The organism is Burkholderia sp. BCC1972, from assembly GCF_905339605.1.
In the GTDB taxonomy this organism is placed as follows: domain Bacteria; phylum Pseudomonadota; class Gammaproteobacteria; order Burkholderiales; family Burkholderiaceae; genus Burkholderia.
This window is the reverse complement of sequence record NZ_CAJPGH010000009.1, coordinates 90,452-116,852: the sequence shown is the minus strand read 5'-3', so window position 1 is coordinate 116,852 and position 26,401 is coordinate 90,452. Positions and strand designations below refer to the sequence as shown.

At 63.4% G+C, this 26,401-nt stretch carries 23 protein-coding genes and 1 pseudogene; 16 read left to right on the top strand and 8 right to left on the bottom strand.

Annotated elements, in window-relative coordinates; all coding sequences use genetic code 11:
* Positions 1-7 precede the first annotated feature (7 nt).
* From U5798_RS15465 to U5798_RS15455, 3 genes are all read left to right on the top strand, one after another.
* Positions 8-1,492 carry an FAD-dependent oxidoreductase gene (locus U5798_RS15465; RefSeq protein WP_322082560.1) on the top strand — a complete coding sequence of 495 codons (1,485 nt, stop codon included), beginning with the start codon at positions 8-10 and terminating at the stop codon, positions 1,490-1,492.
* Positions 1,493-1,659: 167 nt separating this feature from the next.
* Positions 1,660-2,337: a TetR/AcrR family transcriptional regulator gene (locus tag U5798_RS15460; RefSeq protein ID WP_322082559.1), complete on the top strand. Its 678-nt coding sequence runs from the start codon at positions 1,660-1,662 to the stop codon at positions 2,335-2,337.
* Positions 2,338-2,508: 171 nt separating this feature from the next.
* Complete coding sequence (locus U5798_RS15455) at positions 2,509-3,798, top strand: acyl-CoA dehydrogenase family protein (protein WP_322082558.1); 1,290 nt, start codon at positions 2,509-2,511, stop codon at positions 3,796-3,798.
* 110 nt (positions 3,799-3,908) lie between these two features.
* On the opposite strand, the gene U5798_RS15450 is transcribed toward U5798_RS15455, so the two are convergent.
* Together U5798_RS15450 and U5798_RS15445 are read right to left on the bottom strand one after the other, a co-directional pair.
* Positions 3,909-4,064 (bottom strand): DUF3309 family protein, encoded by a 156-nt coding sequence (locus U5798_RS15450; protein ID WP_034185249.1) that lies wholly within the window; start codon positions 4,062-4,064, stop codon positions 3,909-3,911.
* Positions 4,065-4,202: 138 nt separating this feature from the next.
* Positions 4,203-4,394, bottom strand: coding sequence for a DUF1737 domain-containing protein (locus tag U5798_RS15445; protein WP_124454278.1), 192 nt, complete (start codon positions 4,392-4,394; stop codon positions 4,203-4,205).
* Between the two features lie 175 nt (positions 4,395-4,569).
* Between U5798_RS15445 and U5798_RS15440 the strand changes: the two genes are divergently transcribed.
* From U5798_RS15440 to U5798_RS15415, 6 genes are all read left to right on the top strand, one after another.
* The gene (locus tag U5798_RS15440) at positions 4,570-5,244 is read left to right on the top strand and encodes a histidine phosphatase family protein (protein WP_124454279.1); all 675 of its coding nucleotides are present in this window, start codon (positions 4,570-4,572) and stop codon (positions 5,242-5,244) included.
* Positions 5,245-5,263: 19 nt separating this feature from the next.
* A complete protein-coding gene (locus tag U5798_RS15435) occupies positions 5,264-6,295 on the top strand; it encodes a phosphotransferase (protein ID WP_322082557.1) in 1,032 nt (343 codons plus the stop codon).
* 69 nt (positions 6,296-6,364) lie between these two features.
* Positions 6,365-7,129, top strand: a complete 765-nt coding sequence (locus U5798_RS15430) for an SDR family oxidoreductase (RefSeq protein WP_124454284.1) — start codon at positions 6,365-6,367, stop codon at positions 7,127-7,129.
* A 7-nt stretch (positions 7,130-7,136) separates the two neighbouring features.
* Positions 7,137-7,895 carry a glucose 1-dehydrogenase gene (locus U5798_RS15425; RefSeq protein ID WP_322082556.1) on the top strand — a complete coding sequence of 253 codons (759 nt, stop codon included), beginning with the start codon at positions 7,137-7,139 and terminating at the stop codon, positions 7,893-7,895.
* Between the two features lie 39 nt (positions 7,896-7,934).
* Positions 7,935-9,179: an acyl-CoA dehydrogenase family protein gene (locus tag U5798_RS15420; RefSeq protein ID WP_322082555.1), complete on the top strand. Its 1,245-nt coding sequence runs from the start codon at positions 7,935-7,937 to the stop codon at positions 9,177-9,179.
* A 75-nt stretch (positions 9,180-9,254) separates the two neighbouring features.
* On the top strand, positions 9,255-10,160 hold the full coding sequence (locus U5798_RS15415; RefSeq protein WP_322082554.1) for a LysR family transcriptional regulator: 906 nt from the start codon (positions 9,255-9,257) through the stop codon (positions 10,158-10,160).
* Between the two features lie 43 nt (positions 10,161-10,203).
* On the opposite strand, the gene U5798_RS15410 is transcribed toward U5798_RS15415, so the two are convergent.
* The 5 genes from U5798_RS15410 to U5798_RS15390 all read right to left on the bottom strand — a co-directional run bounded on the left by U5798_RS15410 (position 10,204) and on the right by U5798_RS15390 (position 15,050).
* A complete protein-coding gene (locus tag U5798_RS15410) occupies positions 10,204-11,331 on the bottom strand; it encodes a J domain-containing protein (RefSeq protein WP_322082553.1) in 1,128 nt (375 codons plus the stop codon).
* 109 nt (positions 11,332-11,440) lie between these two features.
* Positions 11,441-11,764 (bottom strand): DUF4148 domain-containing protein, encoded by a 324-nt coding sequence (locus U5798_RS15405; RefSeq protein WP_322082552.1) that lies wholly within the window; start codon positions 11,762-11,764, stop codon positions 11,441-11,443.
* Between the two features lie 153 nt (positions 11,765-11,917).
* Positions 11,918-14,302, bottom strand: coding sequence for a DNA polymerase II (locus U5798_RS15400; protein WP_322082551.1), 2,385 nt, complete (start codon positions 14,300-14,302; stop codon positions 11,918-11,920).
* A 100-nt stretch (positions 14,303-14,402) separates the two neighbouring features.
* Complete coding sequence (locus U5798_RS15395) at positions 14,403-14,717, bottom strand: hypothetical protein (protein ID WP_322082550.1); 315 nt, start codon at positions 14,715-14,717, stop codon at positions 14,403-14,405.
* Positions 14,718-14,741: 24 nt separating this feature from the next.
* On the bottom strand, positions 14,742-15,050 hold the full coding sequence (locus U5798_RS15390; RefSeq protein WP_322082549.1) for a hypothetical protein: 309 nt from the start codon (positions 15,048-15,050) through the stop codon (positions 14,742-14,744).
* Positions 15,051-15,165: 115 nt separating this feature from the next.
* Here U5798_RS15390 and U5798_RS15385 point away from each other — a divergent pair, with 115 nt between their 5' ends.
* The 5 genes and pseudogenes from U5798_RS15385 to U5798_RS15365 all read left to right on the top strand — a co-directional run bounded on the left by U5798_RS15385 (position 15,166) and on the right by U5798_RS15365 (position 23,595).
* Positions 15,166-18,012 (top strand): type VI secretion system Vgr family protein, encoded by a 2,847-nt coding sequence (locus U5798_RS15385; RefSeq protein ID WP_322082548.1) that lies wholly within the window; start codon positions 15,166-15,168, stop codon positions 18,010-18,012.
* 3 nt (positions 18,013-18,015) lie between these two features.
* Positions 18,016-20,031 carry a phospholipase D-like domain-containing protein gene (locus U5798_RS15380; RefSeq protein ID WP_322082547.1) on the top strand — a complete coding sequence of 672 codons (2,016 nt, stop codon included), beginning with the start codon at positions 18,016-18,018 and terminating at the stop codon, positions 20,029-20,031.
* 3 nt (positions 20,032-20,034) lie between these two features.
* Positions 20,035-21,345, top strand: a complete 1,311-nt coding sequence (locus U5798_RS15375) for a sel1 repeat family protein (RefSeq protein WP_322082546.1) — start codon at positions 20,035-20,037, stop codon at positions 21,343-21,345.
* Between the two features lie 142 nt (positions 21,346-21,487).
* Positions 21,488-22,681 (top strand): annotated as a pseudogene (locus U5798_RS15370) (sel1 repeat family protein).
* Positions 22,678-23,595, top strand: a complete 918-nt coding sequence (locus U5798_RS15365) for a hypothetical protein (RefSeq protein WP_322082545.1) — start codon at positions 22,678-22,680, stop codon at positions 23,593-23,595. Before U5798_RS15370 ends, U5798_RS15365 begins: the two are co-directional and overlap by 4 nt.
* Positions 23,596-23,675: 80 nt before the next feature.
* On the opposite strand, the gene kdgT is transcribed toward U5798_RS15365, so the two are convergent.
* The gene (gene kdgT, locus U5798_RS15360) at positions 23,676-24,695 is read right to left on the bottom strand and encodes a 2-keto-3-deoxygluconate transporter (protein WP_322082544.1); all 1,020 of its coding nucleotides are present in this window, start codon (positions 24,693-24,695) and stop codon (positions 23,676-23,678) included.
* 349 nt (positions 24,696-25,044) lie between these two features.
* Here kdgT and kdgR point away from each other — a divergent pair, with 349 nt between their 5' ends.
* Together kdgR and U5798_RS15350 are read left to right on the top strand one after the other, a co-directional pair.
* Positions 25,045-25,926 (top strand): DNA-binding transcriptional regulator KdgR, encoded by an 882-nt coding sequence (kdgR, locus tag U5798_RS15355; RefSeq protein ID WP_322082543.1) that lies wholly within the window; start codon positions 25,045-25,047, stop codon positions 25,924-25,926.
* 86 nt (positions 25,927-26,012) lie between these two features.
* Positions 26,013-26,384 (top strand): hypothetical protein, encoded by a 372-nt coding sequence (locus tag U5798_RS15350; protein WP_322082632.1) that lies wholly within the window; start codon positions 26,013-26,015, stop codon positions 26,382-26,384.
* Positions 26,385-26,401 lie beyond the last annotated feature (17 nt).

Below are 26,401 nucleotides of genomic sequence, written 5' to 3'. Positions count from 1 at the left end.
GGCGGACATGGGCGATGCACACGGCGCAACGGCGCTCGGGCAGGTAGCGCAGGCAGGGCAGACGACGCGACCGGCGCCGGGCGCGGTCGGTGCGGCAGCGGCGATGCAGGCGGCGGGCGCCGATGCGGCCGGGCCGCTCGCGCGCTGGGGCGAGGAAATTCGCGCCGACGCCGCGTTGCAGAAGTATCGTCCCGTCGGCGGATGGATCGAAGCGCCGGAGCGTGCACAGCCGCCGCTCGAAGGCGATGTCCGCGCGGACGTGATCGTCGTCGGCGCGGGCTTTGCGGGCCTGTCCACCGCGCTGGAACTGGCCGCGCGCGGCGCGAGCGTCGTCGTGCTCGAACGCGAGTTCGCGGGCTTCGGCGCGAGCGGGCGCAATGCCGGCTATCTCGCAGGCGGCCAGGGGCTGGAATACGAGCTGTTTCTCAAGCGGGTCGGCCACGAACAGGCGAAGCGGATCGTCGGCTTCTACGACGAAGGCGTCGCGTATGTCGAACGCAAGCTTGCCGAATACGCGATCGACTGCGACTACCGCGCGTCGGGCATCATTCGCGCGGGCGTGCATCCGTCGCAGGAAAAGCGCCTGCGCGAGAGCATGGCCACCGGCATCGAGCTCGGCTCGCCCGCGCAGTTTCTCGATGGTGCGGTGATGCGCGAACGCGGGATTCCGCCGGCATTCCTGTTCGGTGCATACGTGCCGGGCGGCGGCACGCTCGATCCCGGCAAGTACGTGACGGGCTTGCGGCGCGCGGCGCTCGCGGCCGGCGTGAAACTTTACGAGAACACCGCGCTGCTCGATTTCGACGCGGGCGAGACGGTACGCGTGCGCACCGCACGGGGCAGCGCGAGTGCGCCGACGCTGGTGCTCGCGACCAATGCATACACGCCGCAACTCGGCTTGCTCGGCGACAAGGTGATGCCGCTGCGCGTGTCCGCGCTCGAAACCGAGCCGCTGTCCGACGCGCAGCTCGCGGCGCTCGGCTGGTCGAATCGCGAGGGCATCGTCACGTCGCACCTGACGATGGAGAGCCACCGCCTGACCGCGCGCAACACGCTGCTGCTGACGACGAAGCGGCTGCATTACGTGTACGGCTCGCAGACCCCGAACGTGCCCGACGACGACGCGTATCGCGCGTTGCTGAAGACGCTGCACGCGCGTTTTCCGCAACTCGGCAACGTGCCAGTGCGCGCTTGCTGGAGCGGCTATATCTCGTTCGCGGGCGACGCGTTGCCGGTGGTCGGCGCGGCCGGTGCGCACGGGAACGTGTTCTACACGGCCGGGTGTTCGGGGCATGGCGTCGGCACGCAATCGCTGATCGGGCGCGTGCTGGCCGAGCGCATTCACGATGGGCGATCGCCGCTGCTCGACACGTTGACGCACAAGACGCCGTCGGTGCCGCCCGAGCCGCTGCGATGGTGTGCGATGACCGCGATGCTCGGCGTCGCGAACCTGCTCGACGAACGCGTGAACCGCAAGGTGCGGCCGACGTAGCGGCGCACGCGATCGTCGCGACGCGAAAGCGTGCATCCGGCTGGCCCGCCCGACGGAAGGGCGGCTCGATGGAAAATGCAGCGCGCATCGGGTATAGTCGTTGGCGCTCCGTAAGGCACGGAGCATTCATTCGACGAAGCCGAAACGCCATCTTCACGACGAACACGATGACAGTGTCCAACGAGCAGCGCAGCACGAGAAAGCGGCGCACTTCGACTGCCACCGCCGCAGCCGGCAATACCGACGGCTTGCGGGCGCAAGGCCTGCGCACGCGCAACACGATCATTCGCGTCGCGCGCAAGCTGTTGCTGGAAGGCGGCCCGCTCGAATTCTCGCAGCGTGCGGTTGCCGCAGCCGCGGGCATCAGCGTCAGCAATCTGCAGTACTACTTCCCGACCCGGATCGCCGTGTTGCGGGCCGTCATCGAGCCGGTCATCGAAGCGTATCTCGACGACATGAAGCGCGCGATCAGCAGCGATGCGTCGCCGCGCGACGTGTTCGAAGAAATTATCGTGCGCTCGATCGCCGATGCGAAGGATGCGAAGTACAACGCATTGTTCCGGCATTTCCTGTCGTTCGCGGCCACCGATGCCGAATGCCTGAAGCTGTGCGACGAATGGTATTCGGCGCTCACGCGCGATCTCACGCAGCTGGTACGCGCGCTCACGCCAGCCTTCAGCGCGGCCGATAGCCGGCATGCGGCCACGATGCTGATCGCGCTGGCCGATGGTCTCGCGATGCAGTACGGCACCATCGGGCGACACACGCAGGCGCTCGACGCGTATTTCGCGGCGACGTCGCGCGCGATCGCATATGGCACGCTGGCGGTGCCTGCCGGCAAGTAGCCGTACGAGCCCGCAGCGGTCACGCGAACGGAGACAGGGGAATACCCTGTCTTTTTTTTGCTTCCTGTGTTTGTCATTATGACCTATGTTTGGTATGTATTACTAGATGTGGGATGGCCGGGCGCGTCCGCTGCCGGGCCGACATGATTCGAGTCCAGGAGGAGAACGGAGATGATTCGTCTGAACAAGTCCGCGGCGCTGCCCGTGGTCGGCATGACCGGCTTCGAGACGCCGCTGAGCGAAGAGGAAAACGCAATCCAGCACACGGTCCATCGCTTTGCGCGCGACGTGCTGCGGCCGATCGGCCGCGAGCTCGACCGGATGACGGCGGAGGACGTGATCGCGCCGGGCTCGCCGTACTGGGCCGCGATCGTCGAGAGCGCGAAGCTCGGGCTCGATCCGCAGCTGATCGCGCAGTTTCCGCCGGAGACGGCCGTGCGCATCGAGTCGCTGATCGGCGAGGAGCTCGGCTGGGGCGATTCGGGCCTCGCCGTGTCGATCGGCGCGGCCACGATGCCGCTGATGATGGCGCAGACGGTCGGCAACGCCGAATTGATCGAGATGTGCGCGGGCAAGGTCGGTTGCTGGATGAACACGCAGCCCGATCGCGGCTCGGACGCGGCGATCCTGTATCGGCAGGAACTCGCCGGGAGCGGCCGGCAGCCGGTCGGCAACGTGACCGCGAAGGTCGGTGCCGACGAGATCGTGATCAACGGGCAAAGCTCGGCGTGGATCTCGAACGGCTCGGTCGCGCAGGTCGCACTCGCGTACATGGCGGCCGACTACGGCGACGGCTTCTACGGCGAAGGCGAGCGCAGCGCGTTCACGAACGGCATCGCGATGATCCTGCCGCTCGATCTGCCCGGCGTGTCGCGCGGCAAGCCGCTCGACAAGATCGGCCAGCGCTCGCTGCCGCAGGGCGAGATCTATTTCGACAACGTGAAGGTGCCGAAGCGCTTCGCGGTCGCGCTGAAGGACGACTATCTCGGCAACCTCGCATCGACGTGGTCGTATGCGGGTACGCACATGTGCCAGGTGTTCGTCGGCGCTGCGCGTGCCGCGTTCGAACTGGCGCTTGCGTATTGCCACGAGCGCAAGCAGGGCGGCGCGCTGCTGATGGATCATCAGATGACGCACCTGCGCATCGGCGAGATGCTGCGCCGGCTCGAGATGGCGCGTGCGATCGCGCGCCGCAGCCTCGCGTTCTCGCGGATGTCGCCGCAAAGCCATCCGTACGCGACGGCGCAGGCGAAGGTGAGCGTGACCGAGGAAGCGATGAAGATCACGCACGAGGCGTTCCAGCTGTTCGGCGGCAACGGCACCACGCGCGAATTCCCGATCGAGAAGCTGTTCCGCGACGTGCGCTCGGCACTGATCGAGGACGGCGAGAACTACGTTCTCGCGTCGCGCCTCGGCGTGCTGGCCGGGAAGCTTTACGAGAACGGGTGGACGCGGGAGTAAGCACGGGCCGCGCGGGCGGGTTTCCCTTTACGACTTACTTTCGCGTGTAAAGAAGTCACGATGGCGATATCGGAACGCGCGTGCCCATGCAGCGGCACGCGCGTCCGGACTCAGATGCGACCGAGCAGCACCAGTATCACGACAATGACGACGATCAGCCCGACGGTCCCCGATGGCCAGTAGCCCCAGCTTCGGCTATGCGGCCATGAAGGAAATGCCCCGATGAGCAGCAGAATCAGAACGATGATGAGGATCGTACCGAGCATCGCATCCCTCCTGGATTTATTCGACACGGTGTCCGACATCGCAATTCGCGTGCCGCACGGCCGGCGCCTGTGAATCCTTGGGTGCCGATGCCGGATCGGGCGATGCGCGGCAGGGCGATCGGGGTTACGCGCCGGCGCTCATGCGTCGCTGTCCGGCCAGAGCAATGCTTGGGCGACGACGACGTGATCGCCGTTGAAGGTGGCGGCGGGCGATCCGTACAGGCGATAGCCGAGCGCCAGCGCGTCCGACACACGATGGCAAAACGCGGCGTCGTCCTTGCCCGTCAGCAGGCGGTAGCGGGGCAGGTCGTTCGGCGGGGAATGCGACATGGGCGGGACTCCTGTGAAGGGGGCGGATCGCGCAGTATAAGTCGGACGATCCCACGGCGCGTCTTAAGGCGGCGGCACGGGAATTGACGATGTGAATACCCGCTCATTCACCAAATAAATTTTAAAAATGGTCGCCGGCTCGCTATGCTGAATCCTTCACTCAGGCGGGCATGCAATGGCTGAACTCTTTCTGGTACGGCACGGGCAGGCGTCATTCGGCACCGACGACTACGACCGGCTTTCTCCTGCCGGCGAGCAGCAGGGCGCCTGGCTCGGCGAATACTTCGCGCGGCAGGGCCTGGCGTTCGACCGCGTGATCTGCGGCACGATGACCCGCCACGCGCAGACGGTTGACGCGATCCTGCACGGGATGGGCCGCGAAGGCGTGCCGGTCGACCGCCATCCGGGCCTGAACGAATACGACTTCCATGGGCTGTTCGCAGCGGCCGCCCACGACTATCCCGAGATCGCACGGCTTGCCGCCGGTTCGATGAAGGAGCACTTCCGTGCGCTCCGGCAGGTGCTGCAGCTTTGGACCGAGGACAAGCTCGGCGACGCGGCCCCCGAAACCTGGTCGCATTTCCAGCAGCGCGTGGCCGATGCACGCGCCGCGATCCGCCACGGCGGCGGCCAGCGCGTGCTCGCGGTGAGCTCCGGCGGCCCGATCGCGGTGACCGTCCAGCAGGTGCTCGCTGCGCCGCCGTCGAGCGCGATCGCGCTGAACCTGCAGATCCGCAACAGCAGTCTTTCGCAGTTTTTCTTCAACGCCGATGCGTTCCACCTCGCGTCGTTCAACGGCATCCCGCACCTTGAGGATCCCGAACGGTACACATGGCGGACCTACGGCTGACCCACGAACGATCGCGACGATGACAAACCCTTCCCAGCAACTCGACGTAGCCCGCCTCACGCGCTATCTGGAAACGCACGTGCCGGGCTTCGAAGGCCCGGTCGACACGGAGAAGTTTGCCGGCGGCCAGTCGAATCCGACTTTCCTGCTGAACGCGAAGAGCGGCCGCTACGTGCTGCGCCGCCAGCCGCCGGGCGAACTGCTGAAATCCGCGCATGCGGTCGACCGCGAATTCCGCGTGCTGACCGCGCTGTCTGGCACCGCGGTGCCGGTCGCGCGCCCGTATCACCTCTGCGAAGACCGCGACGTGATCGGCAGCCTGTTCTACGTGATGAGTTTCGAGGACGGCCGGATCTTCTGGGATCCCGCGCTGCCGGAACTGCCGCAGGCCGATCGCGCGACCTGCTACGACGCGCTGCTGCAGACGATGGCCGCGCTGCACGACGTCGATGTCGATGCGGTGGGCCTCGCCGACTACGGCCGCCCCGGCAACTACTTCGAACGCCAGATCGGCGTGTGGACCAAGCAGTATCGCGCGGCCGAAACCGGGCGCCTCGACGCGATGGAAACGCTGATCGACTGGCTGCCGAAGGCGTGCCCCGAGGACACGGGCCGGCCGGCGCTGGTGCACGGCGATTTCCGGATCGACAACCTGATGTTCGCGCGCGACGGCTATCGCGTGCAGGCCGTGCTCGACTGGGAACTGTCGACGCTCGGCAACCCGCTCGCCGACCTCGCGTATTTCTGCATGTGCCTGCGGCTGCCGTCAGGCGGGCAGGTGCGCGGGCTCGCGGGCCAGGATCGCGCGACGCTCGGCATTCCTGACGAAGCGGCGATCGTCGCGCGCTATTGCGAGCTGCGCGGCATCGCGCCGATCCGCGACTGGCACTTCTACCTCGCATTCAGTTTCTTCCGGCTCGCGGCAATCGCGCAGGGCGTGAAGGCGCGCGCGCTGCAGGGCAACGCATCGAGCGAGCAGGCGCTGCGCGTCGGCGAAATGGCCGGCCGGCTGGCCGAACTGGCCGTCGGCGTGATCGACGCGCATCGCTGATATCGGCACGAATCGCAACGCGCGCCGAGCGGCGACACGACAATCCAATCAATGGAGGAGCACAGCAACATGGCAACGAACCTGTTCGACCTGACGGGCAAGATCGCGCTGGTGACGGGCGCAAGCCGAGGCATCGGCGAGGAAATCGCGAAGCTGCTCGCGGAGCAGGGCGCGCACGTGATCGTGTCGAGCCGCAAGCTCGACGACTGCCGGGCCGTGGCCGACGCGATCGTCGCGGCGGGCGGCCGCGCCGAGGCGCTGGCGTGCCACGTCGGGCGCCTGGAGGATATCGCCGCGACGTTCGAGCATATCCGCGGCAAGCACGGGCGGCTCGACATCCTCGTGAACAACGCGGCGGCGAACCCGTATTTCGGGCACATCCTCGACACCGATCTCGCCGCGTACGACAAGACCGTCGACGTGAACATCCGCGGCTACTTCTTCATGTCGGTCGAAGCCGGCAAGCTGATGAAGGAACACGGCGGCGGCGCGATCGTCAACACGGCGTCGGTGAATGCGCTGCAACCGGGCGACCGGCAGGGCATCTACTCGATCACGAAGGCGGCCGTCGTCAACATGACGAAGGCGTTCGCGAAGGAGTGCGGGCCGCTCGGCATCCGCGTGAACGCGCTGCTGCCGGGGCTCACGAAGACGAAGTTCGCGGGCGCGCTGTTCGCCGACAAGGACATCTACGAGACGTGGAAGGCGAAGATCCCGCTGCAGCGCCATGCGGAGCCGCGCGAAATGGCCGGCACCGTGCTGTATCTCGTGTCGGATGCGGCGAGCTACACGAACGGCGAATGCATCGTCGTCGACGGCGGCCTGACGATCTGAGCGCGCGATGAAGATCGACAGCTACGCCGGCCAGGCCGTGATGATCACCGGCGCCGCGAGCGGCTTCGGCGCGCTGCTCGCGAGCGAACTCGCCGCGATGGGCGCGCGGCTCGCGCTCGGCGACCTGAACGGCGAGGCGCTCGAACGCGTGGCCGCGCCGCTGCGCGCGGCCGGTGCCGACGTGATCGCGCAGCGCTGCGACGTGCGCATCGAAGCCGACGTGGCGTCGCTGGTGCAGGACGCCGCCGCGCGCTTCGGGCGGCTCGACGTCGGCATCAACAATGCAGGCATCGCGCCGCCGATGAAGGCGCTGATCGATACCGACGAAGCCGATCTCGACCTGAGCTTCGCGGTGAACGCGAAGGGCGTGTTCTTCGGGATGAAGCACCAGATCCGCCAGATGCTTACGCAGCGCGCAGGCGTGATCCTCAACGTCGCGTCGATGGCCGGGCTCGGCGGCGCGCCGAAGCTCGCCGCGTATGCGGCGTCGAAGCATGCGGTGGTCGGGCTCACGAAAACGGCCGCGCTCGAATATGCGCGCCACGGCATTCGCGTGAACGCGGTGTGCCCGTTCTACAGCACGACGCCGATGGTGACCGACAGCGATATCGGCGACCGCCAGGACTTTCTCGCGCAAGGCTCGCCGATGAAGCGGCTCGGCAGGCCCGACGAAATCGTCGCGACGATGCTGACGCTGTGCGCGAAGGAAAACACTTATCTGACCGGGCAGGCCGTCGCCGTCGACGGCGGCGTCTCGGCCTTCTGAACCGAACGAACGGAAACACCGAATCTCGAGGAGTCGATCATGGAATTTGGCTACACCCCGAAAGTGGAAGCACTGCGCGAACGCGTGCGCGCATTCATGGACGCGCACATCGTGCCGCGCATCCGCCAGTGGAATGAGGAAGTCCATGCGGGCCAGTACCCGGTGTCGTTCATGGAGGAACTGAAGGAGCGCGCGAAGGCGGAAGGGCTGTGGAACCTGTTCCTGCCGCACCTGAAGGACGACGAGCCCGGCACGGGCCTGACGAACCTCGAATACGCGCCGCTCGCCGAGATCATGGGGCGCGTGGGCTGGGCATCGGAAGTGTTCAACTGCAACGCACCGGACACCGGCAACATGGAGCTGCTGCACATGTTCGCGACGCCCGAGCAGCGTGAACAGTGGCTGCTGCCGCTCTTGCGCGGCGAGATCCGCTCGGCGTTCGCGATGACGGAGCCCGACGTCGCGTCGTCGGACGCGACGAACATCACGACGCGCATCGAGCGCGTTGGCGACGAGTACGTGATCAACGGCCGCAAGTGGTTCATCACGAACGCCGCGCATCCGAACTGCAAGATCTTCATCGTGATGGGGAAGACCGATCCCGAGGCCGAGTCGCACCAGCAGCAGAGCATGATCCTCGTGCCGCGCGACACGCCGGGCGTGACGGTCGTGCGCAACATCACGGTCGTCAATCACTACGCACCGGAAGGGCACTGCGAGATCACGTTCGACAACGTGCGCGTGCCGGCGCGCAACCTGCTCGGCGAGGAAGGCAGCGGTTTCGCGCTCGCGCAGGCGCGCCTCGGGCCGGGCCGCATCCACCACTGCATGCGCTCGATCGGCGCGGCCGAGCTGGCGCTGGAATTGATGGTCGACCGCGCGCAGTCGCGCGTCGCGTTCGGCAAGCCGCTGAACCGGCACGGCACCGTCGGCGAATGGATCGCGCGCTCGCGGATCGAGATCGACCAGGCGCGCCTGCTCGTGCTGAAGGCCGCGTGGATGATCGACAAGGTCGGCGCGAAGGCCGCGCGCAAGGAGATCTCGATGATCAAGGCGCTCGTGCCAACCGTCTATACCGATGTGTGCGACCGCGCGATGCAGGTGTTCGGCGCGGCGGGGTTGAGCCCCGATACGCCGCTCGCCGATCTGTGGACCTGGGGCCGCGCGCTGCGCTTCGCCGACGGCCCGGACGAGGTGCACCTGCAGGCCATTGCGCGGATGGAGATCAAGGACGGCGAGCCCGGTTCGACCGCGCCGTACCTGACGCCGCCGCTGCGCGGTTGACCGGCTAGCCTTCGCCTGGCGAACATGGACGAACGGGAGGCGCGCGCCGTAAGATGCCGGCAAGGAGATCCGGCGATGCGCCTTACGAAGATTGATCTGAACCTGTTCGTCGTATTCGAGGCGATCTACAACAAGCGCAACCTGACGCGCGCGGCCGAGGTGCTGAACCTCACGCAGCCGGCCGTCAGCAATGCGCTGGCACGGCTGCGCAAGACGCTGGACGATCCGCTGTTCGTCAGCACGCCGGCCGGGATGATGCCGACGCCGATGGCCGAGAACATCGTCGGCCGCGTGCGCGAGGCGCTGCAACTGCTCGATTCGAGCGCGCACGAAGGCGACGTGTTCGATCCGGCGTCGTCCGAGCGCGTGTTCCGGCTCAGCATGAGCGACCTGACCGAAGCGCTGCTGCTGCCCGCGCTCGGCGAACTGCTGCAGACGCAGGCGCCCGGCATGCACGTGCGCAGCTACACGATGGACCGCCGCGAAGTCGCGACCGCGCTCGCGAACGGTTCCGTCGATATCGCGATCGACGCGCCGCTGATCGGCGATCCGCATCTGCACCAGGCGCTGCTCGTGCAGGACCGCTATGCATGCATGATCCGCGACGATCATCCGTTCAAGGGCGACACGCTCACCATGGACGACTACCTGTCGATGGGGCACATCCACGTGTCGAGCCGCCGCAAGGGCAGCGGGCACGTCGATGCCGAGCTGACGCGGCTCGGGCTGCGCCGCAACATCCAGATGCGCGTGCAGCACTACATGGTCGCGCCGCTGATCGCGATGCGCGGCGATCTCGCACTGACGGCGCCGCTGCGGCTGCTGCAGCGCTATCCCGCGCGCATCCTCGAACTGCCGTTCGAGATGCCGGGGCTCGATTACTTCTGCTACTGGCACCGCAGCGCCGATCAGGACCAGGGCAGCCGGTGGCTGCGCGAGCAGCTGATGACGTTGATGGGCGGGATCGGCGAGGTGCGGTGACGGGTGGGGCGTGCGCGTCGCACGTTCGTCCGCCCTTGCCGGGTCAATACGAATCGTCGTCGAAGCGCGACGAAGCCGGCCGGCGCTTCATGTCCTTCAGCCAGTCGCGGACGTTGTCCGGATCCTCGAACTCGCGCAGCGCCACGGTCAGGTCCTGGTTGCTCCGCTGCATGCCGGCGATATCGCGCGTGAGCATCCGCATCACGGTATCGGGCGCGACCTTCGTGGACGACGCGATGCCGTACGTTCGCCTGAAATCGTTCTCGACGTGCACGATCTCCTGATCCAGTTCGCGGATCTGCTCCTCCAGGATGCCGTTGTAGCGCGTCAGTCGCGCTTCGCTCAGGCCGTCGATCGCGCGCCGGTCGATCTGTTCGATTTCCAGCTGCAGTTCCAGCAGTTGCAGCAGATTGCCCTTCGCGTACGCGTGGTTGACCCGCTGCATCAGCACGGTCTTGCGTTCCTGCTCTTGCGGATCGGTTTCGCGATCGGGGTGCAGCGCGCTCGCGAGCTTGCGATAGATCTCGCGGATCGACTTGCTCGATTCGGCCTGCTCGGCTTCGCGCCTGGCGGTTGCGGCCGATTGCCGGGGCGCTTTCTTGCGCTTCGCGCGCTGCGCCTCCCGGGCCTCGTGGGCGGCCATGTCGCGCTCGAACTGCTCGTCGAGTTCGGCTTGCATGCGCTCGGCGAGTTCGTCGGGCGACAGCGCGTCGAGATCGTCCGCAGGTTCAGCGGCAGGCATCGGCCCCGGTTTCTGCGTTGCCGGTGTGCGGTCGGCCGCTGAGGGGGCGTCGTCGCCCGATGCGCTGTGCCGGTTGTAGATGACTTTCAACGCAGCGTCGTCGGTGAAATCCAGCAGGTTGCGCGCCATATCGGCGATCAGCCCCGACAGCGTGCGCTGCTCGGCCTTGCTCAAGCCCTTCTGCAGGAACGCGTCGTCGAGCAGATTGAGCAACCTGATCCGCAACGCCGTCGACGCCTGTTCGAGCGGCAGCAGCCCGTCGACGTATTTCTTCTGGAAGGCCGGCATCACGGCGTCCCACGCGGCGAGACGCTCGCGCCGCTTTTCGATCTGCTTGACGAGCGTATTGAACGTGCTCTGGGCTTTCGACAGGCTGGCTGTCTCGTGTCCGGGTGCGATGGCGACCGCGGCACCGCGACGTGCGGTCATGATCAAATTCCTCCAGCCGCGGCGGGACGCGCAGCAGGCCGGTATTTTAGCCGGACGGGCTGCGGAGCGGCCCGCAAGGGCGCTTTCCCCCGCAGCGGCCGGCGGCGCGTTACTGCTTCACTGTCGCAACGGCCGCTGCGCCCGACTCCGCGCCCGGTGCACCGTTCGACCCGTAGGCCGCTTCGGCGCTCTTGCGTTCGGCGAGGCGCTTGGCGGCAAGGCGTTCCTGCGCGGCGACGATGTCGCCCGGATAGTTCTCGCCGTCGGCGGCGATCGGCTCGTAGCCGACCGATTCGAGGTCGAACAGCTCCTGGCGTACCTGGGCGCGCGTGAGCGTCGAGTGCGACGACTGTGCGTACGACACGGCCGGTGCGGCGAGGAGAACGGTGGCGGTAGCGGCGGCGGTGGCGATAGTGGCGATGATGGATTTCACGGTTTCCTCAGACGGTTTCGTTGCGGTTCGGCACGCATTTGCGTGGCTGAACCGACGACACAAGTTTAGGAACCCGGACGGCCCGGATAAATGGAGAATCCGTGCCAGCTGTGTTACAGAACGAGCAAGAGTGGATGGGGCGGTACCGTTGCGTCAGTCGCCAAACAGTTGCCCTTGTCCCGAGATCACGCGCTCGAAATCGTCCCGCAGGAACGGCAGGATCGCATCGGCAACCGGCTGAAGCTGGCGGCTGAGGTAGAACGCATAGTCGATCGGCGCGCGCATCGTTTCGAGCGGCTCGGGGCCGGCCGTTGTCATCACGTAGCTGATCCAGCCGCCGCGCTGATACTGCAGCGGCCGGCCCTGCGCGAGGTTGAACTCGTCGGCGATCCGCGCCGCACGCACGTGCGGCGGCACGTTGCGTTCGTATTCGCGCAGCGGCCGGCGCACGCGCTTGCGGTAGACGAGCTGGTCGTCGAATTCGCCGGCCAGCGTGCGCTGTACGTAGTCGCGAATGAAATCCTGGTACGGCTCGCGCCGGAACACGCGCCGGTACAACTCGCGCTGGAACTGCTGCGCGAGCGGCGTCCAGTCGGTGCGCACCGTTTCGAGCCCCTTGAACACGAGGTCCTCGCTGCCGTCGGCCGCGGCCGCGAGGCCCGCGTAGCGCTTCTTGCTGCCTTCTTCCGCGCCGCGCACGGTCGGCATCAGGAAGCGGCGGTAATGCCGCTCGTATTGCAGCTCCAGCGCGCTGTCGAGCCCGAAGTGGTCGCGCAGGTGCGCCTGCCACCAGCGGTTCACGTGCGCGACGAGCGCGCGGCCCTTGGCGCCGGCTTCGTCGTCATCATGCGCGCGGCCGAGCCACACGAACGTCGAATCGGTATCGCCGTATATCACTTCGTACCCCTGGGCTTCGATCAGCTCGCGCGTGCGATGCATGATCTCGTGGCCGCGCATCGTGATCGACGACGCGAGGCGCGGGTCGAAGAAGCGGCAGCCCGTCGAGCCGAGCACGCCGTAGAACGAATTCATGATGATCTTCAGCGCCTGCGACAGCGGTGCGTTGCGTTGTCGCTTCGCGTCGTCGCGGCCTTCCCATACGCGGCGCACGACGTCGGGCAGGCAGTGCGCGGTGCGCGAGAAGCGCGCGCCGAGGAAGCCGGGCACCGACGCGTCGTCGCCGGGGTTGGCGAGCCCTTCGATCAGGCCGACCGGATCGATCAGGAAGGTGCGGATGATCGACGGATAAAGGCTCTTGTAGTCGAATACGAGCACCGAGTCGTACAGGCCGGGGCGCGAATCCATCACGAAGCCGCCGGGGCTGTTCTGTCCCGTCACGTCGCCGAGGTTCGGCGCGACATAGCCGAGCCGGTGCATGCGCGGCAGGTACAGGTGCGTGAACGCAGCGACCGAGCCGCCGGTGCGATCGGCCGCGAGGCCCGTGACGCTCGCGCGTTCGAGTGCGAAGGCCAGCAGGCCGGCCTTGTCGAAGATGCGCGTGACGAGTTCGCAGTCCTTCAGGTTGTAGCGCGCGAGCGCAGGCTTGTCGTGATCGAAGCGGCGCTGGATCTCGTCCATCCGCTGGTACGGGTTGTCGATCGACTTGCCTTCGCCGAGCAGCGCCTGCGACACGTATTCGAGGCTGAACGACGGGAACGTCCACGTCGCGGATTTCAGCATGTCGATGCCGTCCAGGATCAACCGGCCGGCCGCGCCCGCGAAAAAATGGTCGGGCTGCTGGCCGTGCGCGCGCCAGTCGAGCACGCTGCCGCCGCGGCCGAGCTTCAGCGGGATGCCGTATTGCTCCGAATGCGCGTGCAGGATGCGCAGGTCGAACTGCACGAGGTTCCAGCCGATCACCGCGTCGGGATCGTGTGTTTCGAACCAGTCGTTGAGCCGCGCGAGTATCGCGGCCCGGCTGTCGCAGTAGTCGAGGGTGAAGTCGAGCGCGCCTGCATCGCCGCTCGCGTCGCCGTTCGGCGGGCCGAGCATGTAGACCTGCCGTTGCCCGCAGCCTTCGAGCGCGATCGAATACAGCTCGCCGTGGACGCTGGTTTCGATGTCGAGCGACACGCAGCGCAGCGTCGGGCGGTAGTCGTCGGCGGGCTTCAGCTCGCAACCGGTCAACGTGCCGTCGCGGCCGGGCTGGCCGCGGAACTGCACGGAGGCCGTGATGAAGCGCTCCATCGCGTAGCGGTCGGGCGGCTGCACATCGGCTTCGTAGACATCGACGCCGGCGGCGGCCAGGCGCTTCTGGAGCCCGGACAGATGGCGGTAGCGCTTGCAATAGAGGCCGACGACGGGGCGCTGCCGGAAGTCGCGCAGCGCGAGCGGGCGCAATTCGGCCTCGCGCTCGCCGGCCAGTGCGCGTTCGGCGAGCGCCTGCTGTTCGGCGGGAATGAACGCGACGGCTTCCTGCGGGCGCAGGCGCACGCGGCGCGGACCGTGTTCGGTTGCCAGCCAGAACTCGATCTCGATGCCGGATGCGGTGTCCCGCCAATGGCGGGTGAGGATGAAACCCTGCTCGAACGCCGTCAAAACGCTTGCTCGTCGTGGATGCTCAGGCGGCGGATTTTAGCGCTTGGGCGGGGGATGTGCAGGCGCCGGCCGCCGGAGCGAGCTTCATGACGCCGCGGCATCACGACGGCCGCGTCAGCACCCGCATGCCCGGCGCGATGTAACGCGTCACTTCGCCGAACCCGGTGAAGTCAACGCGCGCGGACGCCTGCCGGTCGGCCGCGGACAACCGGCTGCGCGGCTGGACGACGATCTCGCGCATCTCGTCGGGGATGCCGTCGAACACGTCCTTGGTCGTTTTTCCCGGTTCTTCGCCATCTGCAGCCACGATTGCTGATACCGAATCCGCGCTGCCGCTTTCAGGAAGTCGCCGATTTCCGGATGGCGCGGTGCGAACGACCATGGCAGGGCGGAAGGGGCGGGGATCGTAGCCCACGGGCGTCATGCGGGGGGGCGAATGTCAGGCGACGGGTAGCCGCTCGGTGACCTTCCATGCCGTACGCGTAGCGTCGGCGGGCCGCAGCAGCCAGCGGCGCGCGATGACCTTGTGGCGCTTCTGCGTGGCGTATTCGTCGACGGCGAGTTCGAGTGCATCGTCGTCGACACGGGAAAGCGTCGCGGTCGCACCCGATCCGTCCGCGAATTCGATCATGGCGAGATGCGGTTTCGCGTTGTGCGGCGCGTCATGGCCAAGCGTCACGATGCTGCCGGGGTACAGATGCGAATGGGTTGTACGGAGCAGTAGGGAGTGGTTACTAAGTCCATTCATATCGATGACTAAACGATTACAGTTTTCAATTATTTGAATTCCACCCGATTGACGTCACAGAATCGTCATTCGTAGAATCGTCAGTCAAGAACAACATAATTCTGAGAGAGGCGCTATGGATGCGCACAGCATGATCGGGGCGGTCACGGGAGGGCTGGTTCAACAGGAGCGACTTCTCAAGCTCGATACACCGCTTGGCAGCAACGTGTTGATTCCGCACCGCGTGTTCGGGCAGTCCCGCATCGGTCGAGATTACCTGTTCATGATCGACTGCGTGTCGACGTCGAACGATGTCCAGCTCAAGACACTGATTTCGCAGCCCATCACGCTGTGGATTCAGCAGACCGACAAGACCTATCTTCCTCACCACGGCTACGTTCATACCGCAAGAAAGCTCGGCGTGGACGGCGGCCTCGCGTGTTATCAACTCAGTTTTTCGTCGTGGCTGCATTTCCTGAAATTCCGCCGCGACCAGCGTCACTGGCAGGACAAAAGCGTCGACGCGATCATTACCGATGTATTCAATGATCATCCGCAGGCACGCGGGATGTACCGCTTTGAATTGTCGCAACCGCTGCCTTCGCGCTCCTACTGCCGTCAGGACGAAACCGACTGGAATTTCCTGCACCGGCTTCTCGAAGCCGAGGGCCTGTACGGCATCTGGAAACAGGCGCAGGACGGAAAGTCGCATACGCTGGTGATCACCGATCGTCTTCAGACGCTCGAGCCGCTTGCACCGGCAACGGTCGAGTTTTCCCGTGCGAGCGTTCATGGTGAAGTGGACGCTTTTACGCAGTGGGCGGGAACCCGGACGCTGCAGTCCGTCCTGCTGTCGACGCGAACGTTCGACTACAAGAATCCGGCCACGCCAGCCAATCCGAAGGCGACGTCGGTTCCCACGATGGCCAATCAGGGGGATCTCCCGCCGCAGGCCGAAGTGTATGAATACACGGGCGGCTATACGTACCCCGAACAGGAGCGTGGCGACCATCTCACCAAGATCCGCATGGAGGAATGGGAGTCGCAGGCCAAGCGCTACGATGGGATCGGCGGCGTGCGCCGCATCGATGCAGGGCGGCGGTTCACGCTGAGCGGACATCCCGAGCATGATCAGGATGCGGCTGACCACCGGGAATTCGCAGCGATCGAGGTCGAGTGGATCATCGTCAACAACGTTCCACTTTCCGGCCACGAAGCGAATTACCCGCATAGTCTTTATCAGGCCGTGAAGCAGGCCGATGCGGATGACACGGACAAGCGGTTCTCCGTGACGCATGCCGACGGCTCGACGGGCTTCTATCGAGTCGCCGTCGAAGCGCAGCGCACGTCGGTCCCGTATCGCAGCCCCCTCGAACACAAGAAGCCCGAAGCAAAGCTCGAGTCGGCCATCGTTGCCGGTCCGAAGGGAGCGCAGGCGTATACCGACGACCTGAACCGGATCAAGGTGCTGTTCATCTGGGACCGGCACAACGAAGGCGACGAGCGGGCTTCGTGCTGGGTGCGAGTCGCGCAATCCGACACCGGCGACGGGTACGGCGGCGTTCACATGCCGCGCGCGGGCGAGGAACTGCTGATTGGCCATGTCGGCAACGACATCGATCGTCCGATTGCGCTGCACCGCGTGTACAACGGGGGCGCGAAGCCGCGATGGCATTCGAACGCCCTGCTATCGGGTTACCGGTCCCAGGAGTTCTCGGGGAGCGGTTACAACCAGATGGTGATGGACGATTCGACGGGCCAGAATCGCGTGCACTTGTACAGCAGCAGTTCGAACGCGGCGTTGCATCTGGGCTACCTGATCGACCAGACGGACAACACGCGCGGCAGTTATCTGGGCAAGGGCTTCGATCTCAGTTCGGATGCCTATGGTGCGCTGCGGGCCGGGCGGGGGCTGTTCGTGACGACGCACCCGGTCGCTAGCCAACCGCTCGATACCACATTGGCCACGCGACAATTGAACGGCTCGGTGAATATCCTCGATGGCCTGTCGCAGGCGAGCGAGACGTCGAAGGCGGAAAGCCTGAAGGATGGCCACGAGACCTTCAAGGCCTTTGCCGATGCAACGCAGCACAACGAATCAGGGGCGACGGGCGGCGGCGGGGTGACAGCCGGTGGAGGGACGGGCGATGCCGGTGCGTTCAAGCAGCCGGTGATCCTGGTTGCCGCGCCCGCGGGCATTGGCCTGTCGACGCAGAAGTCGATGCACGTTGCAGCCGATCAGCACGTCAATATCGTCAGTGGGCAAAGCACGCACGTGGCGACAGGTAAGTCGCTCGTTGCCAGCATCACGGAGAAACTGAGCCTGTTCGTGCAGAACGCCGGGATGAAGCTGTTCGCGGCGAAGGGGAAGATCGAGGTTCAGACCCACGCGGACAATGTCGAAGTGACGGCGCAGAAGTCGTTGTTGCTGGCGTCTGTTACCGAGAAGGTCCAGGCTTCGGCGCAGCAGGAAATCCTGTTGACGTCGGGCGGCGCGTACATCCGGCTCAAGGGCGGCGACATCGAGATTCATGCGCCGGGCAAGATCGACGTGAAGGGAGCGCAGCATGCGTTCAGCGGCCCGACGAGCATGGACGTGACCAATCCGGCGTTCAAGGATTTGCCGACGCGGCGGCTGATGCTGAATACGATGGCGTCGCCGTCTGCCACCGGTGTCGTTCCGGTCGGCATGCCGTACAAGCTCTACGCGGACGGGGCGCTGGTCAAGCAGGGCGTGTTCGACAAGACCGGGCAGTTGCCGATCGATCATCAGGTCACGACGCAGAAATACACGCTGGAGATGGCCAATGGTGTGAAGCACGAGATTCCGGTGCCGGGGGAGTATCGGGATGCGGTGAATGGGAAACTTGCTAATCAGGGGTTTCAGTTCCTCCAGAGTTCGCCTGACGACGAAGTCGCTCCCGATCGGGCCGTCCACCGACAACAGTACAACGATCTGCTCAACCCTTCTTCGGACGCATAGCTCATGGCAATGCCGAACAACACCTTCACTACGCCGCTGGCTCTGAACCACACGTCGAACGCGACGGCGACGTTGCCATGGTTTCTGCAATTTACGGAATACGCGGCGAAACAAGCGACATTCAGGCCCTTGGTAAACGGTAAGGAAGCATTCGGGACGCTCTACGATGTGCTCATGAAAGCACAGCACACCATCGACATTATTTGCTGGGGGTTTCAGCCGTCCATGTATTTCAAGCGCGACGGTAACTCACTTCGGATCGGAGAGTTGCTTGAGCAGAAGGGGCAGAAAGGTGTCAAGATCAGATTGTTGTGTTGGCGGGACCCGTTGTACCTCACCGAATTGGGTGAGAACAACATGCCGGGCTACGACGCGGTGACCGGGTTGAAGCAACATCTATCTGACGACATCTATCGTCGGAGCACGATGTTGTCCCGTGACTATCAAACTGATGAGGAAAGAAAATTCGACACGGAATGGTATTGGCGGGCTGACTTGAATAACGTAACAAGCGTTTCACTGGTGTCGCCCGTGACGCCCCTGAAGCCGATGGCGAAACTGGCCTATGAAAAAGCGCGTGCAATGTACTACAAAGACCACGCGCTAAAGAATATCGACTTCGCCACTCGGGGTTTCAGTCCCGCCAATCGGGCGGAGATTGCATGGCGTACTTTCTGGCATGGGAAAGACAAGGACCGCGACCTCGAAACCAAGGCGATGAACAGTGTCGGCATGGGTGCCGGGATTCCTACACATCACCAAAAGATGGTGCTTGTCGATTATGAGGACCCGGAGAATGCCGTCGGCTTTGTGATGGGACATAACATGCTTGATCAGTACTGGGATACGGATGATCACAGTTACAAGCCGAAGACGCCTTCGACCGGGCGAAATGGTCCAAGTCCGTGGCAGGACATCTCCAGCTATGTGACCGGTCCGGTACTGCAGTATCTGAATGCGAACTTCTGCCAGGCATGGGACGATGCCACCGGTCAAGGCCTTGGCAAGGCACGGGACGGTCTTAAGGATCGCCTCAAGGTTCGATATGCTCCGGGCGGTGATACGCCGATGATGGCCCAGATCGTGCGCACACAATCCCAGAAGGGGCGACGCGACATCGAGAAGCTTTATCTGCAAGCGGTGAACAACGCAACACAACACGTCTTTATCCAGAATCAATATTTTCGATGGCCGCCGCTTGCGGATGCAATCAAAGCGGTCGCTGCCAAGCACGTCAATTGGGGGCGTAACGTCACCAAGGATGGTCCGCTGTATCTGTTTGCCATCACGAATTCAGGTGAAGAGGCAGTAGGAACCGGGACCGTCAATACTTACCGGATGCTGAACGCGTTGGGGAAGGCGCAGAGCATTCCGGGTGTCGCGACGTTGGAGCAAGAGGATGCTCGCCAGTCGGATTTGAAGAATCAGATGGCGGCGGTTGTGGATCAGCAATCGCAGGCAAACCAGGCGTTGCTTGGGGCGTTCGAAGTACAAGGCGTCGTCGACTCGCCCGACTCGGCAAAGCGAGTTGCCGATGCGAAGGCGAGAATCGAGCAATTGAAACAGCAACGGGAATCGATTGCATCGCAAATGAAGAGTGCGCCGCAGCCTGTTCTCAACAAGGAATACGATGGCCTCAAGGTTCATGTCTGTACGCTCGTGGCTCCGGATTCCCCGCCGGGCAACTGGGTGCCCGTCTACGTTCATGCAAAATTGATGACGATCGACGATGTGTTTACGACACTGGGTTCGGCGAACATCAACACACGTAGCATGGAAGCGGATAGCGAACTCAATATCTGTCACGAGAATGGTGACGTGACTAAGAGATTACGCCGGCAGTTGTGGAGCCTGCATACAAATAAGGAGGGGGCGCAGGATGATCCCGGACAAGCTTTTAATAAATGGGAAATTATTCTTAACAATAACACCGACCTGCAGGGTGGAGGAAAGCATTCACCCGTCGCTTCGATTGTTCGTTTCATGCGCACGTCAAACGAACGCACCTACAAAGACTGAAAAATGAGAAAGTCGCTTGTAATTTATACGGTCGTGTTGCTAGCGTGCGCCTGCACCAACAAGGAAAACTCTGTGGAATCGAATCTACCCGATATGTCGGCTGTACGGGCCAATCTCGCATTTACTTGTACGCACGAGAGTGAACACCTTCCGCCTTTGGATTCGCGGGCAGATCAGTTGTTTCAGTACGGTCGTTATTTGCAGAAAATAGATGGCCCAAAAGACTTTAATGAGATTGTCCGTTACTATAGAATAGCGGCAGCGTATGATCACTACAAAGCTAACACCAACGCACAGAAGCTGATTTCCCAAGGACTGGCCAACTCTCCTGACGGAGCAAAAGAAACCATTGCGCTGGCAAAGAAGTTAATTGATGATGGAGTGCCTGGTGGTTATTACGATATCGGACACTATCTCGAAGTTGGCTATGGGTTAAAGCAAGACACCGAGATGGCCTTGCGGTATTTCAGGAAGGCTGCAGACATGGGAAGTCCTGAGGCACAAACTTATGTTGCCGAGCAGCTAGCGCCACATGATCGGGCTCCCGAGATTGCACTTCAAATGAGGCAGTGTGCGACCGGTCAAGGTTATGGAGATGCCGCCAATTATTTGGGAATTAATTTAAAAAACGACTCAAAATATTCAGATGCCGTTTTATCCTTTCAAAAAGGTGTAAAGGCAGGGAGTGCTCAGGCTGCGTTGGCACTCGAAGACGGATTCAATGGCCCCGAGGCATCAAATCGTCTTTCGTACCTTGCGCTTGCGCACGATCCGGAACGCTCGCGTCGTTATCGTTTGATTGGCAAATTTCTCGATAGTAACGAGAGCCGCAACCCGAAGATTCCCGATCTCGACAAGATCGTTCCGCTGCCGCCAGCAAAGCTGCCACCGTGGGACGGTACGTTCCAGTGGCAAAAGGAGCAGGATGCAGCCACGCCGCCCCAGAAGCCTTCAGACGAACTCATCAACGAGATGGCGAAAGCCAAACATCTCGATCCCGCGACAGGGTTACCGCTTCTAGGATCGGCGGACAAGACTTCGCAGATCGAGCAGCCTGAAAATGTTGCATCTCGCCTGCCATTGGGTACGGTCGCGCACACCGGCCAGACCTGCCCGGAAGACGGCGTATGGTGCGCGAAACTCGGCGCGGGTCAGATTGGCGATACGCAGCGCCGGTTTCTCAAGGGAGACGCATTGCCGTCCGTGGTCGTGCACGAACCGAGAAAACTGGCGGTGCTCGACAGCGTGATGGGAACACGTCGACACGTCGAACAGGTTTCATGGGAACTCGTTGCATACATTGACCAGGCTTGATCGACTCGTGCGGCAAGGCTGCGTAGCCAATCGCTCGCTCGGTTCCGGCCACGGGAAGCAGGCACGGTCAATCGTGCGTAGAACGCCTGTTGTCCTGCTCGTTTCGTGCCTGTTGGCAGCTTGATCGAAGAGCGAGAATGCTATGAACCCATTGCCAGATGTAAGTGCGGTACGTCTGAATTTGGCCTTCACTTGCGTGCACGAAGTCGATTATTTGCCGCCCTTCGATTCGGACGCAGATAAGCTGTTTCAGTATGGTCGATATCTTCAGAAACAGACGGGAGAAAAAACTTCGATGAAATCGCTCGTTGCTATCGAATTGCGGCGGCGTACGATCATTACAAGACCAACATCAATGCGCAACTATTGATTTCGCAAGGGCTTGTCAGCTCTCCAAATGCAGAGGGGGAGTCGGTTGATCTTGCGTCGCAGCTTGTCGATAAAGGAATACCTTCCGGATACTATGATATAGGTCATTATTTGGAGGGAGGGTATGGATTGAAGAGAAATCCGGAAATATCGTTGCGTTATTTTAGGAGGGCGGCTGATTTGGGGAGCCCAGAAGCGCAATACTATGTGGCGGAGCTGCTCGCCCCGATGGATAAGGCCCCTGAGATCGTAAAGCAAATGCGCGAATGCGCAACAGCCCAAGGGTTCGGTAAAGCGCGAGTACGTTGGGAATTGATCTGAAGACCGATAAGCACTATGAGGAAGCAGTAAAGGCATTCCAGAAACGATTTGAGTCAGGGAATATTCAGTCAGCGTCATTCCTGGAAAATGGGTTTGAAGCGCCACCCGAGAGCGATCGCCTGTATTACCTTGCTCTCCCTAGAGATCCGGAGCGAACTCGGCGTTACGATCTGATCGCGAGATTTCTTGACCACAACGACGGCCGCAATCCCAAGGTCCCGGACATCGACAAGATCGTTCCGCTACCACCTGCAAAGCTGCCGCCGTGGGATGGCACGTTCCGGTGGCAAAAGGAGCAGGATGCAGCCGCTCCGCCGCAGAAGCCTTCGGATGATTTCATCAACGAGATGGCGAAGGCGACGCATCTCGATCCCGCGACGGGGTTACCGCTTCCGGGATCGACGGACAAGACTTCGCTCACCGAGCAACCGGAAAGCATCGCGTCTCGTCTGCCATTGGGTACGGTCGCGCACACTGGCCAGCCCTGCCCGCAATACGACGCATGGGCGCGTCACACGAAACCGCCCAGATTGACGATACGCGACGCAGGTTTCTCGGGAGTGACGTGTTGCCGTCCGTCAACCGACAGGCCGGGAAATCTGGCGCCGTGAATCTGATCACCTCATTGACCCAGGAGTCCAAATGAATTCCCCCACCCGGCCCGTTTCATTACCCGGGGCGGCGGCTCTTGTCGCGGCGCTCATCATCACGCTGCTGTTTCTATCCGGCCTCTACGTGCAGTTGACGAGGTTCTCGCTAGATTCGCGGATGCTGGCGATTCAACTGACCAGTTTTATCCAGAACCTGGTGTTTCGAACCGGCCTAGTTTATCTGATTGTTAGCTGGCACGGCGAGCATCGAGATCAGCTTGCGTTCCGTCGACCCGCTCGGCTGCTGACGGCCTATGCGTTATGCCTGCTGGTCTGGCAGATCGCGCAGATATTCATCATCCAGATGGTGGTGGTGAGCCTAGCCGGCAACGGCACCCATCTGACGGCTATCGTGAAGCTCATCGCGCCGGTGAGTGCCGTCCTTTATGCGTTCGTGGCCTGGCTTGCGTGGTGGTTCGTCACGCGGACGTTTCGCCACGATGCGTTACCCGATGTGCCTCGTAGTCATGCAGCGCGGTACATTGCGGGCCTCGCGGCATGGCTGTTCGCCAGCGGATGGTTGCTTTTGATCACGTGGACGGTGCCGATGTTGCTCGACAACTTTGACGACAACCTCGTGCGCGTGATGGTCAGTTACGTTGGCGCGGTTGCCGTTCCCGCAGCATTGGCCTTTGCGGGAGCGAGACTCGGCCTGCCTCGTGATGTCGATCGACTGCACGGCTGGCGTTGGCTGGGCGCATCGCTTGCAGCGATGGCATCTCTCTCGGTGCTGTTCTATCTCGCGTTGCGCTTGCTGGACAGCCTGCTCGGGATCAGCGTGTTGTCCGTCACGATGGCGATCGTGGTCCTCGGAGGCGCTTTTGTGGTTTACCGGGTATGGTTCCGCGTGTTCTACGCTCCCGTTGGCCGCGACGCCGTCGAAACGCCTCAGGGAATGCCGTCATCGTAGAAGCCGACCGCGGATGGGCGCGATTCGCCTGCGCACGGCACGACGGCGGATCACCGGAAGAATTCAGATCCCGGCACCCCTCAAACATGCCCCTCATGCTCGATCGCCCCACCACGCCCCGTCGGTACTGCCACCCTCACGGGCACGCCTGACGCTTTAGCCGCCCGATTCGCCCACATCGCCGTCAGAATCGGCACGAGAATCGCCGTCACGAGGCAGGCCGTCGCGACGATCGCCGTCGCGGCCGGCACCATCGGCTTGAACTTCGGAATCATCTCGCCGATGATCGCCGGGTTCGCGACCGCGGCGCCGGCCGTCGACGACGCGGCGAGCCCGGCAGTCCCGTTGCCGCCGCCGAAAAACTTGTCCGCGAGAATCAGCGGCACTCCCGTCACGACGATCACCGCGAGCCCGAGCGCAATGCCCGGCAGCCCGCTCTTCGCGATCACGTTCAGATCGATGCCGTTGCCGAGCGCGAAGCCGAAGAACGGGATCAGCGGATGCACGCAGCGCCCGAACAGCTCGCGCAAATCTTCATCGAGGTTGCCGAGCGTGAAGCCGATCATGAACGGCAGCACCGCGCCGACGAACAGCCGCGTCTCGAACACCGCGACACCGGCCGCGCCGAGGATCAGCATACTGACGAGCGGCCCCGATTCGATCGACATCAGCACGAACGCGCCGGCTTCTTCCTTGCTGCCGTACTGCTGCATCACGGCCGCATAGAGGCCGCCATTGGTCATGTCCATCGACGTCGTGATCGCGAGCAGCGACAGGCCCGCGAAGAGGCCCGTGCGGATGCCGTCGTCGGGGATGAACCGAGCGGCGATCAGGGTCGCGAGCCACGCGACCACGATCTTCGTCGCGAGCAGCGTACCCGACTTGCGCAGCACGACACCGGTCGCGCGCAGGTTGATCGTCGCACCCATGCAGAAGAACCACACGGCGAGGATCGGCACGGTGCCCGCGATCAGCCCGTTGGTAAACGAGCCGAAGTACTTCCCGGCGTTCGGTGCGAGCGTGTGCACGCACGCGCCGAGCAGCATCGGGACCAGCATGAGCCCGCCCGGAATGCGGTCGATGGCCTGTTTCAGCTTCACGTCTCCTCCGTGGACGTCGTTGCGTCCCGTTGTCGAATGATGTCTGCTGACTGACTATAGGAGAATATTCGGAACGATGGTCCGTTTTTGTGAATTCCAATGATGGTCGTATACCCGTAATCCACGACGGCATTGAAACGACAGGAATCTATCGATCGTTGCCGCTGGATAACGAATCCGGATCGACGTTCCGAATTTTGAGGATGTGTGCTTCAATCTTCATCGGGGTGATCGGTGGCGACGGTGTCGGCGGCGTACCCCTTCCCCATGGAAATCCGGCTCGCGCGCTGACCGTGCCGCGTAGCCGACGCGTTATGCTCTCCCGCTTCGCACTTACGGATTCACGGACATGACAGCAACGCCCAGGCAGCGCAAAGGCGATCAGGCGAACCAGGGGGCCGAAGCCGACGCTTCGGCGGCAGGGGCCGCCGAAAAGGCCGATTCGGTCGCGGCCGTCGGCAAGGTCTTCACGATCCTCGCCGCGCTCGGCGATCGCCGCGAGATCGGCATCAGCGAACTGTCGCAGCATCTCGGCATGTCGAAGACCACGGTTCATCGTTTCCTGCAGACGCTGAAGACGCTCGGCTACGTTGCGCAGGAGGGCGAGACCGACCGCTACCGGCTCACGATCCGGCTGTTCGAGCTGGGCAGCAAGGCGCTGGAAAGCGTGGACCTCGTGCGCGAGGCCGATCTCGAGATGCGCCGCATCGGGCAACTGACGCGCGAAGCCGTGCACCTCGGCGCGTTCGACGAGGACGCGATCATCTACATCCACAAGATCGACGCCGATTACGGGCTGCGCATGCAGTCGCGGATCGGCCGGCGCAATCCGCTGTACAGCACGGCGATCGGCAAGGTGCTGCTCGCATGGATGACGCCCGACGAAGCGCGCGCGGTGCTGGCCGGCATCGAGTTCAGGAAGTCGACCGCGAAGACGCTCGCGTCGGCGGACGCGGTGATGAGCATCCTGCCGCACGTGCGGCAGCAGGGCTACGGCGAGGACAACGAGGAACAGGAAGACGGCCTGCTGTGTCTCGCGGTGCCTGTGTTCGACCGTTTCGATCGCGTGATCGCGGGGCTGTCGCTGTCGTTCCCGACGATGCGTTGCGGTGCGGACACGAAAGCGCATTACGTCGCACTGCTGATGGAAGCAGGTCGGGCGATTTCAGCGCGGCTCGGGCATCGTCAGGAGGTGACGACTATCGAGGCGGCAGCGATCCTGCACGACTGAGCGTGCCGCATGCGGCGCTACAATCAGTGCCGCGCCGGCCGCGAACCGGCGAACCTCGATCACAACGTGAAGGACCAACCATGCGGATGAAAATGTCGATGCGCACGTGCATCGCGATGCTGGCGATCGGCGCGAGCCTGGGCGCGAACGGCGTGCATGCAAAAAGCACGGTGGATTGCGGGCAGCTCAATGCCGCCACGAGCGGCCCGGACGACAACTTCCGGCCGCCGGCGTCCGGCACGGTCATCGGCACAGGGCGCGCGTATTTCTACTCGGCACCCGACGCACAGTGCATGACGAAGCGGACCTTCATCGTGCCGGGCGATTCGGTGACCGTCTACAAGTCGCACGGGCGCTGGTACAACATCATGTACGTGAACGGCAAGACCGGCGACGACTTCGAAGGCTGGGTCGAGCTGGGCCGCGTGCGGCTCGACGGTCAGTACGGCGCGCAGTAACCGCCGGCCGTAAGCGC

Bases quoted from the DNA above. Each gene is read 5' to 3' on its own strand.
- U5798_RS15460 (WP_322082559.1), top strand. From the start codon at position 1,660: ATGACAGTGTCCAACGAGCAGCGCAGCACGAGAAAGCGGCGCACTTCG.
- U5798_RS15435 (WP_322082557.1), top strand. From the start codon at position 5,264: ATGACAAACCCTTCCCAGCAACTCGACGTAGCCCGCCTCACGCGCTAT.
- U5798_RS15420 (WP_322082555.1), top strand. From the start codon at position 7,935: ATGGAATTTGGCTACACCCCGAAAGTGGAAGCACTGCGCGAACGCGTG.
- U5798_RS15455 (WP_322082558.1), top strand. From the start codon at position 2,509: ATGATTCGTCTGAACAAGTCCGCGGCGCTGCCCGTGGTCGGCATGACC.
- U5798_RS15350 (WP_322082632.1), top strand. From the start codon at position 26,013: ATGAAAATGTCGATGCGCACGTGCATCGCGATGCTGGCGATCGGCGCG.
- kdgR (WP_322082543.1), top strand. From the start codon at position 25,045: ATGACAGCAACGCCCAGGCAGCGCAAAGGCGATCAGGCGAACCAGGGG.
- U5798_RS15375 (WP_322082546.1), top strand. From the start codon at position 20,035: ATGAGAAAGTCGCTTGTAATTTATACGGTCGTGTTGCTAGCGTGCGCC.
- U5798_RS15425 (WP_322082556.1), top strand. From the start codon at position 7,137: ATGAAGATCGACAGCTACGCCGGCCAGGCCGTGATGATCACCGGCGCC.
- U5798_RS15365 (WP_322082545.1), top strand. From the start codon at position 22,678: ATGAATTCCCCCACCCGGCCCGTTTCATTACCCGGGGCGGCGGCTCTT.
- U5798_RS15465 (WP_322082560.1), top strand. From the start codon at position 8: ATGGGCGATGCACACGGCGCAACGGCGCTCGGGCAGGTAGCGCAGGCA.
- U5798_RS15410 (WP_322082553.1), bottom strand. From the start codon at position 11,331: ATGACCGCACGTCGCGGTGCCGCGGTCGCCATCGCACCCGGACACGAG.
- U5798_RS15390 (WP_322082549.1), bottom strand. From the start codon at position 15,050: ATGAATGGACTTAGTAACCACTCCCTACTGCTCCGTACAACCCATTCG.
- U5798_RS15445 (WP_124454278.1), bottom strand. From the start codon at position 4,394: ATGTCGCATTCCCCGCCGAACGACCTGCCCCGCTACCGCCTGCTGACG.
- U5798_RS15415 (WP_322082554.1), top strand. From the start codon at position 9,255: ATGCGCCTTACGAAGATTGATCTGAACCTGTTCGTCGTATTCGAGGCG.
- U5798_RS15380 (WP_322082547.1), top strand. From the start codon at position 18,016: ATGGCAATGCCGAACAACACCTTCACTACGCCGCTGGCTCTGAACCAC.
- U5798_RS15385 (WP_322082548.1), top strand. From the start codon at position 15,166: ATGGATGCGCACAGCATGATCGGGGCGGTCACGGGAGGGCTGGTTCAA.
- U5798_RS15450 (WP_034185249.1), bottom strand. From the start codon at position 4,064: ATGCTCGGTACGATCCTCATCATCGTTCTGATTCTGCTGCTCATCGGG.
- U5798_RS15430 (WP_124454284.1), top strand. From the start codon at position 6,365: ATGGCAACGAACCTGTTCGACCTGACGGGCAAGATCGCGCTGGTGACG.
- U5798_RS15440 (WP_124454279.1), top strand. From the start codon at position 4,570: ATGGCTGAACTCTTTCTGGTACGGCACGGGCAGGCGTCATTCGGCACC.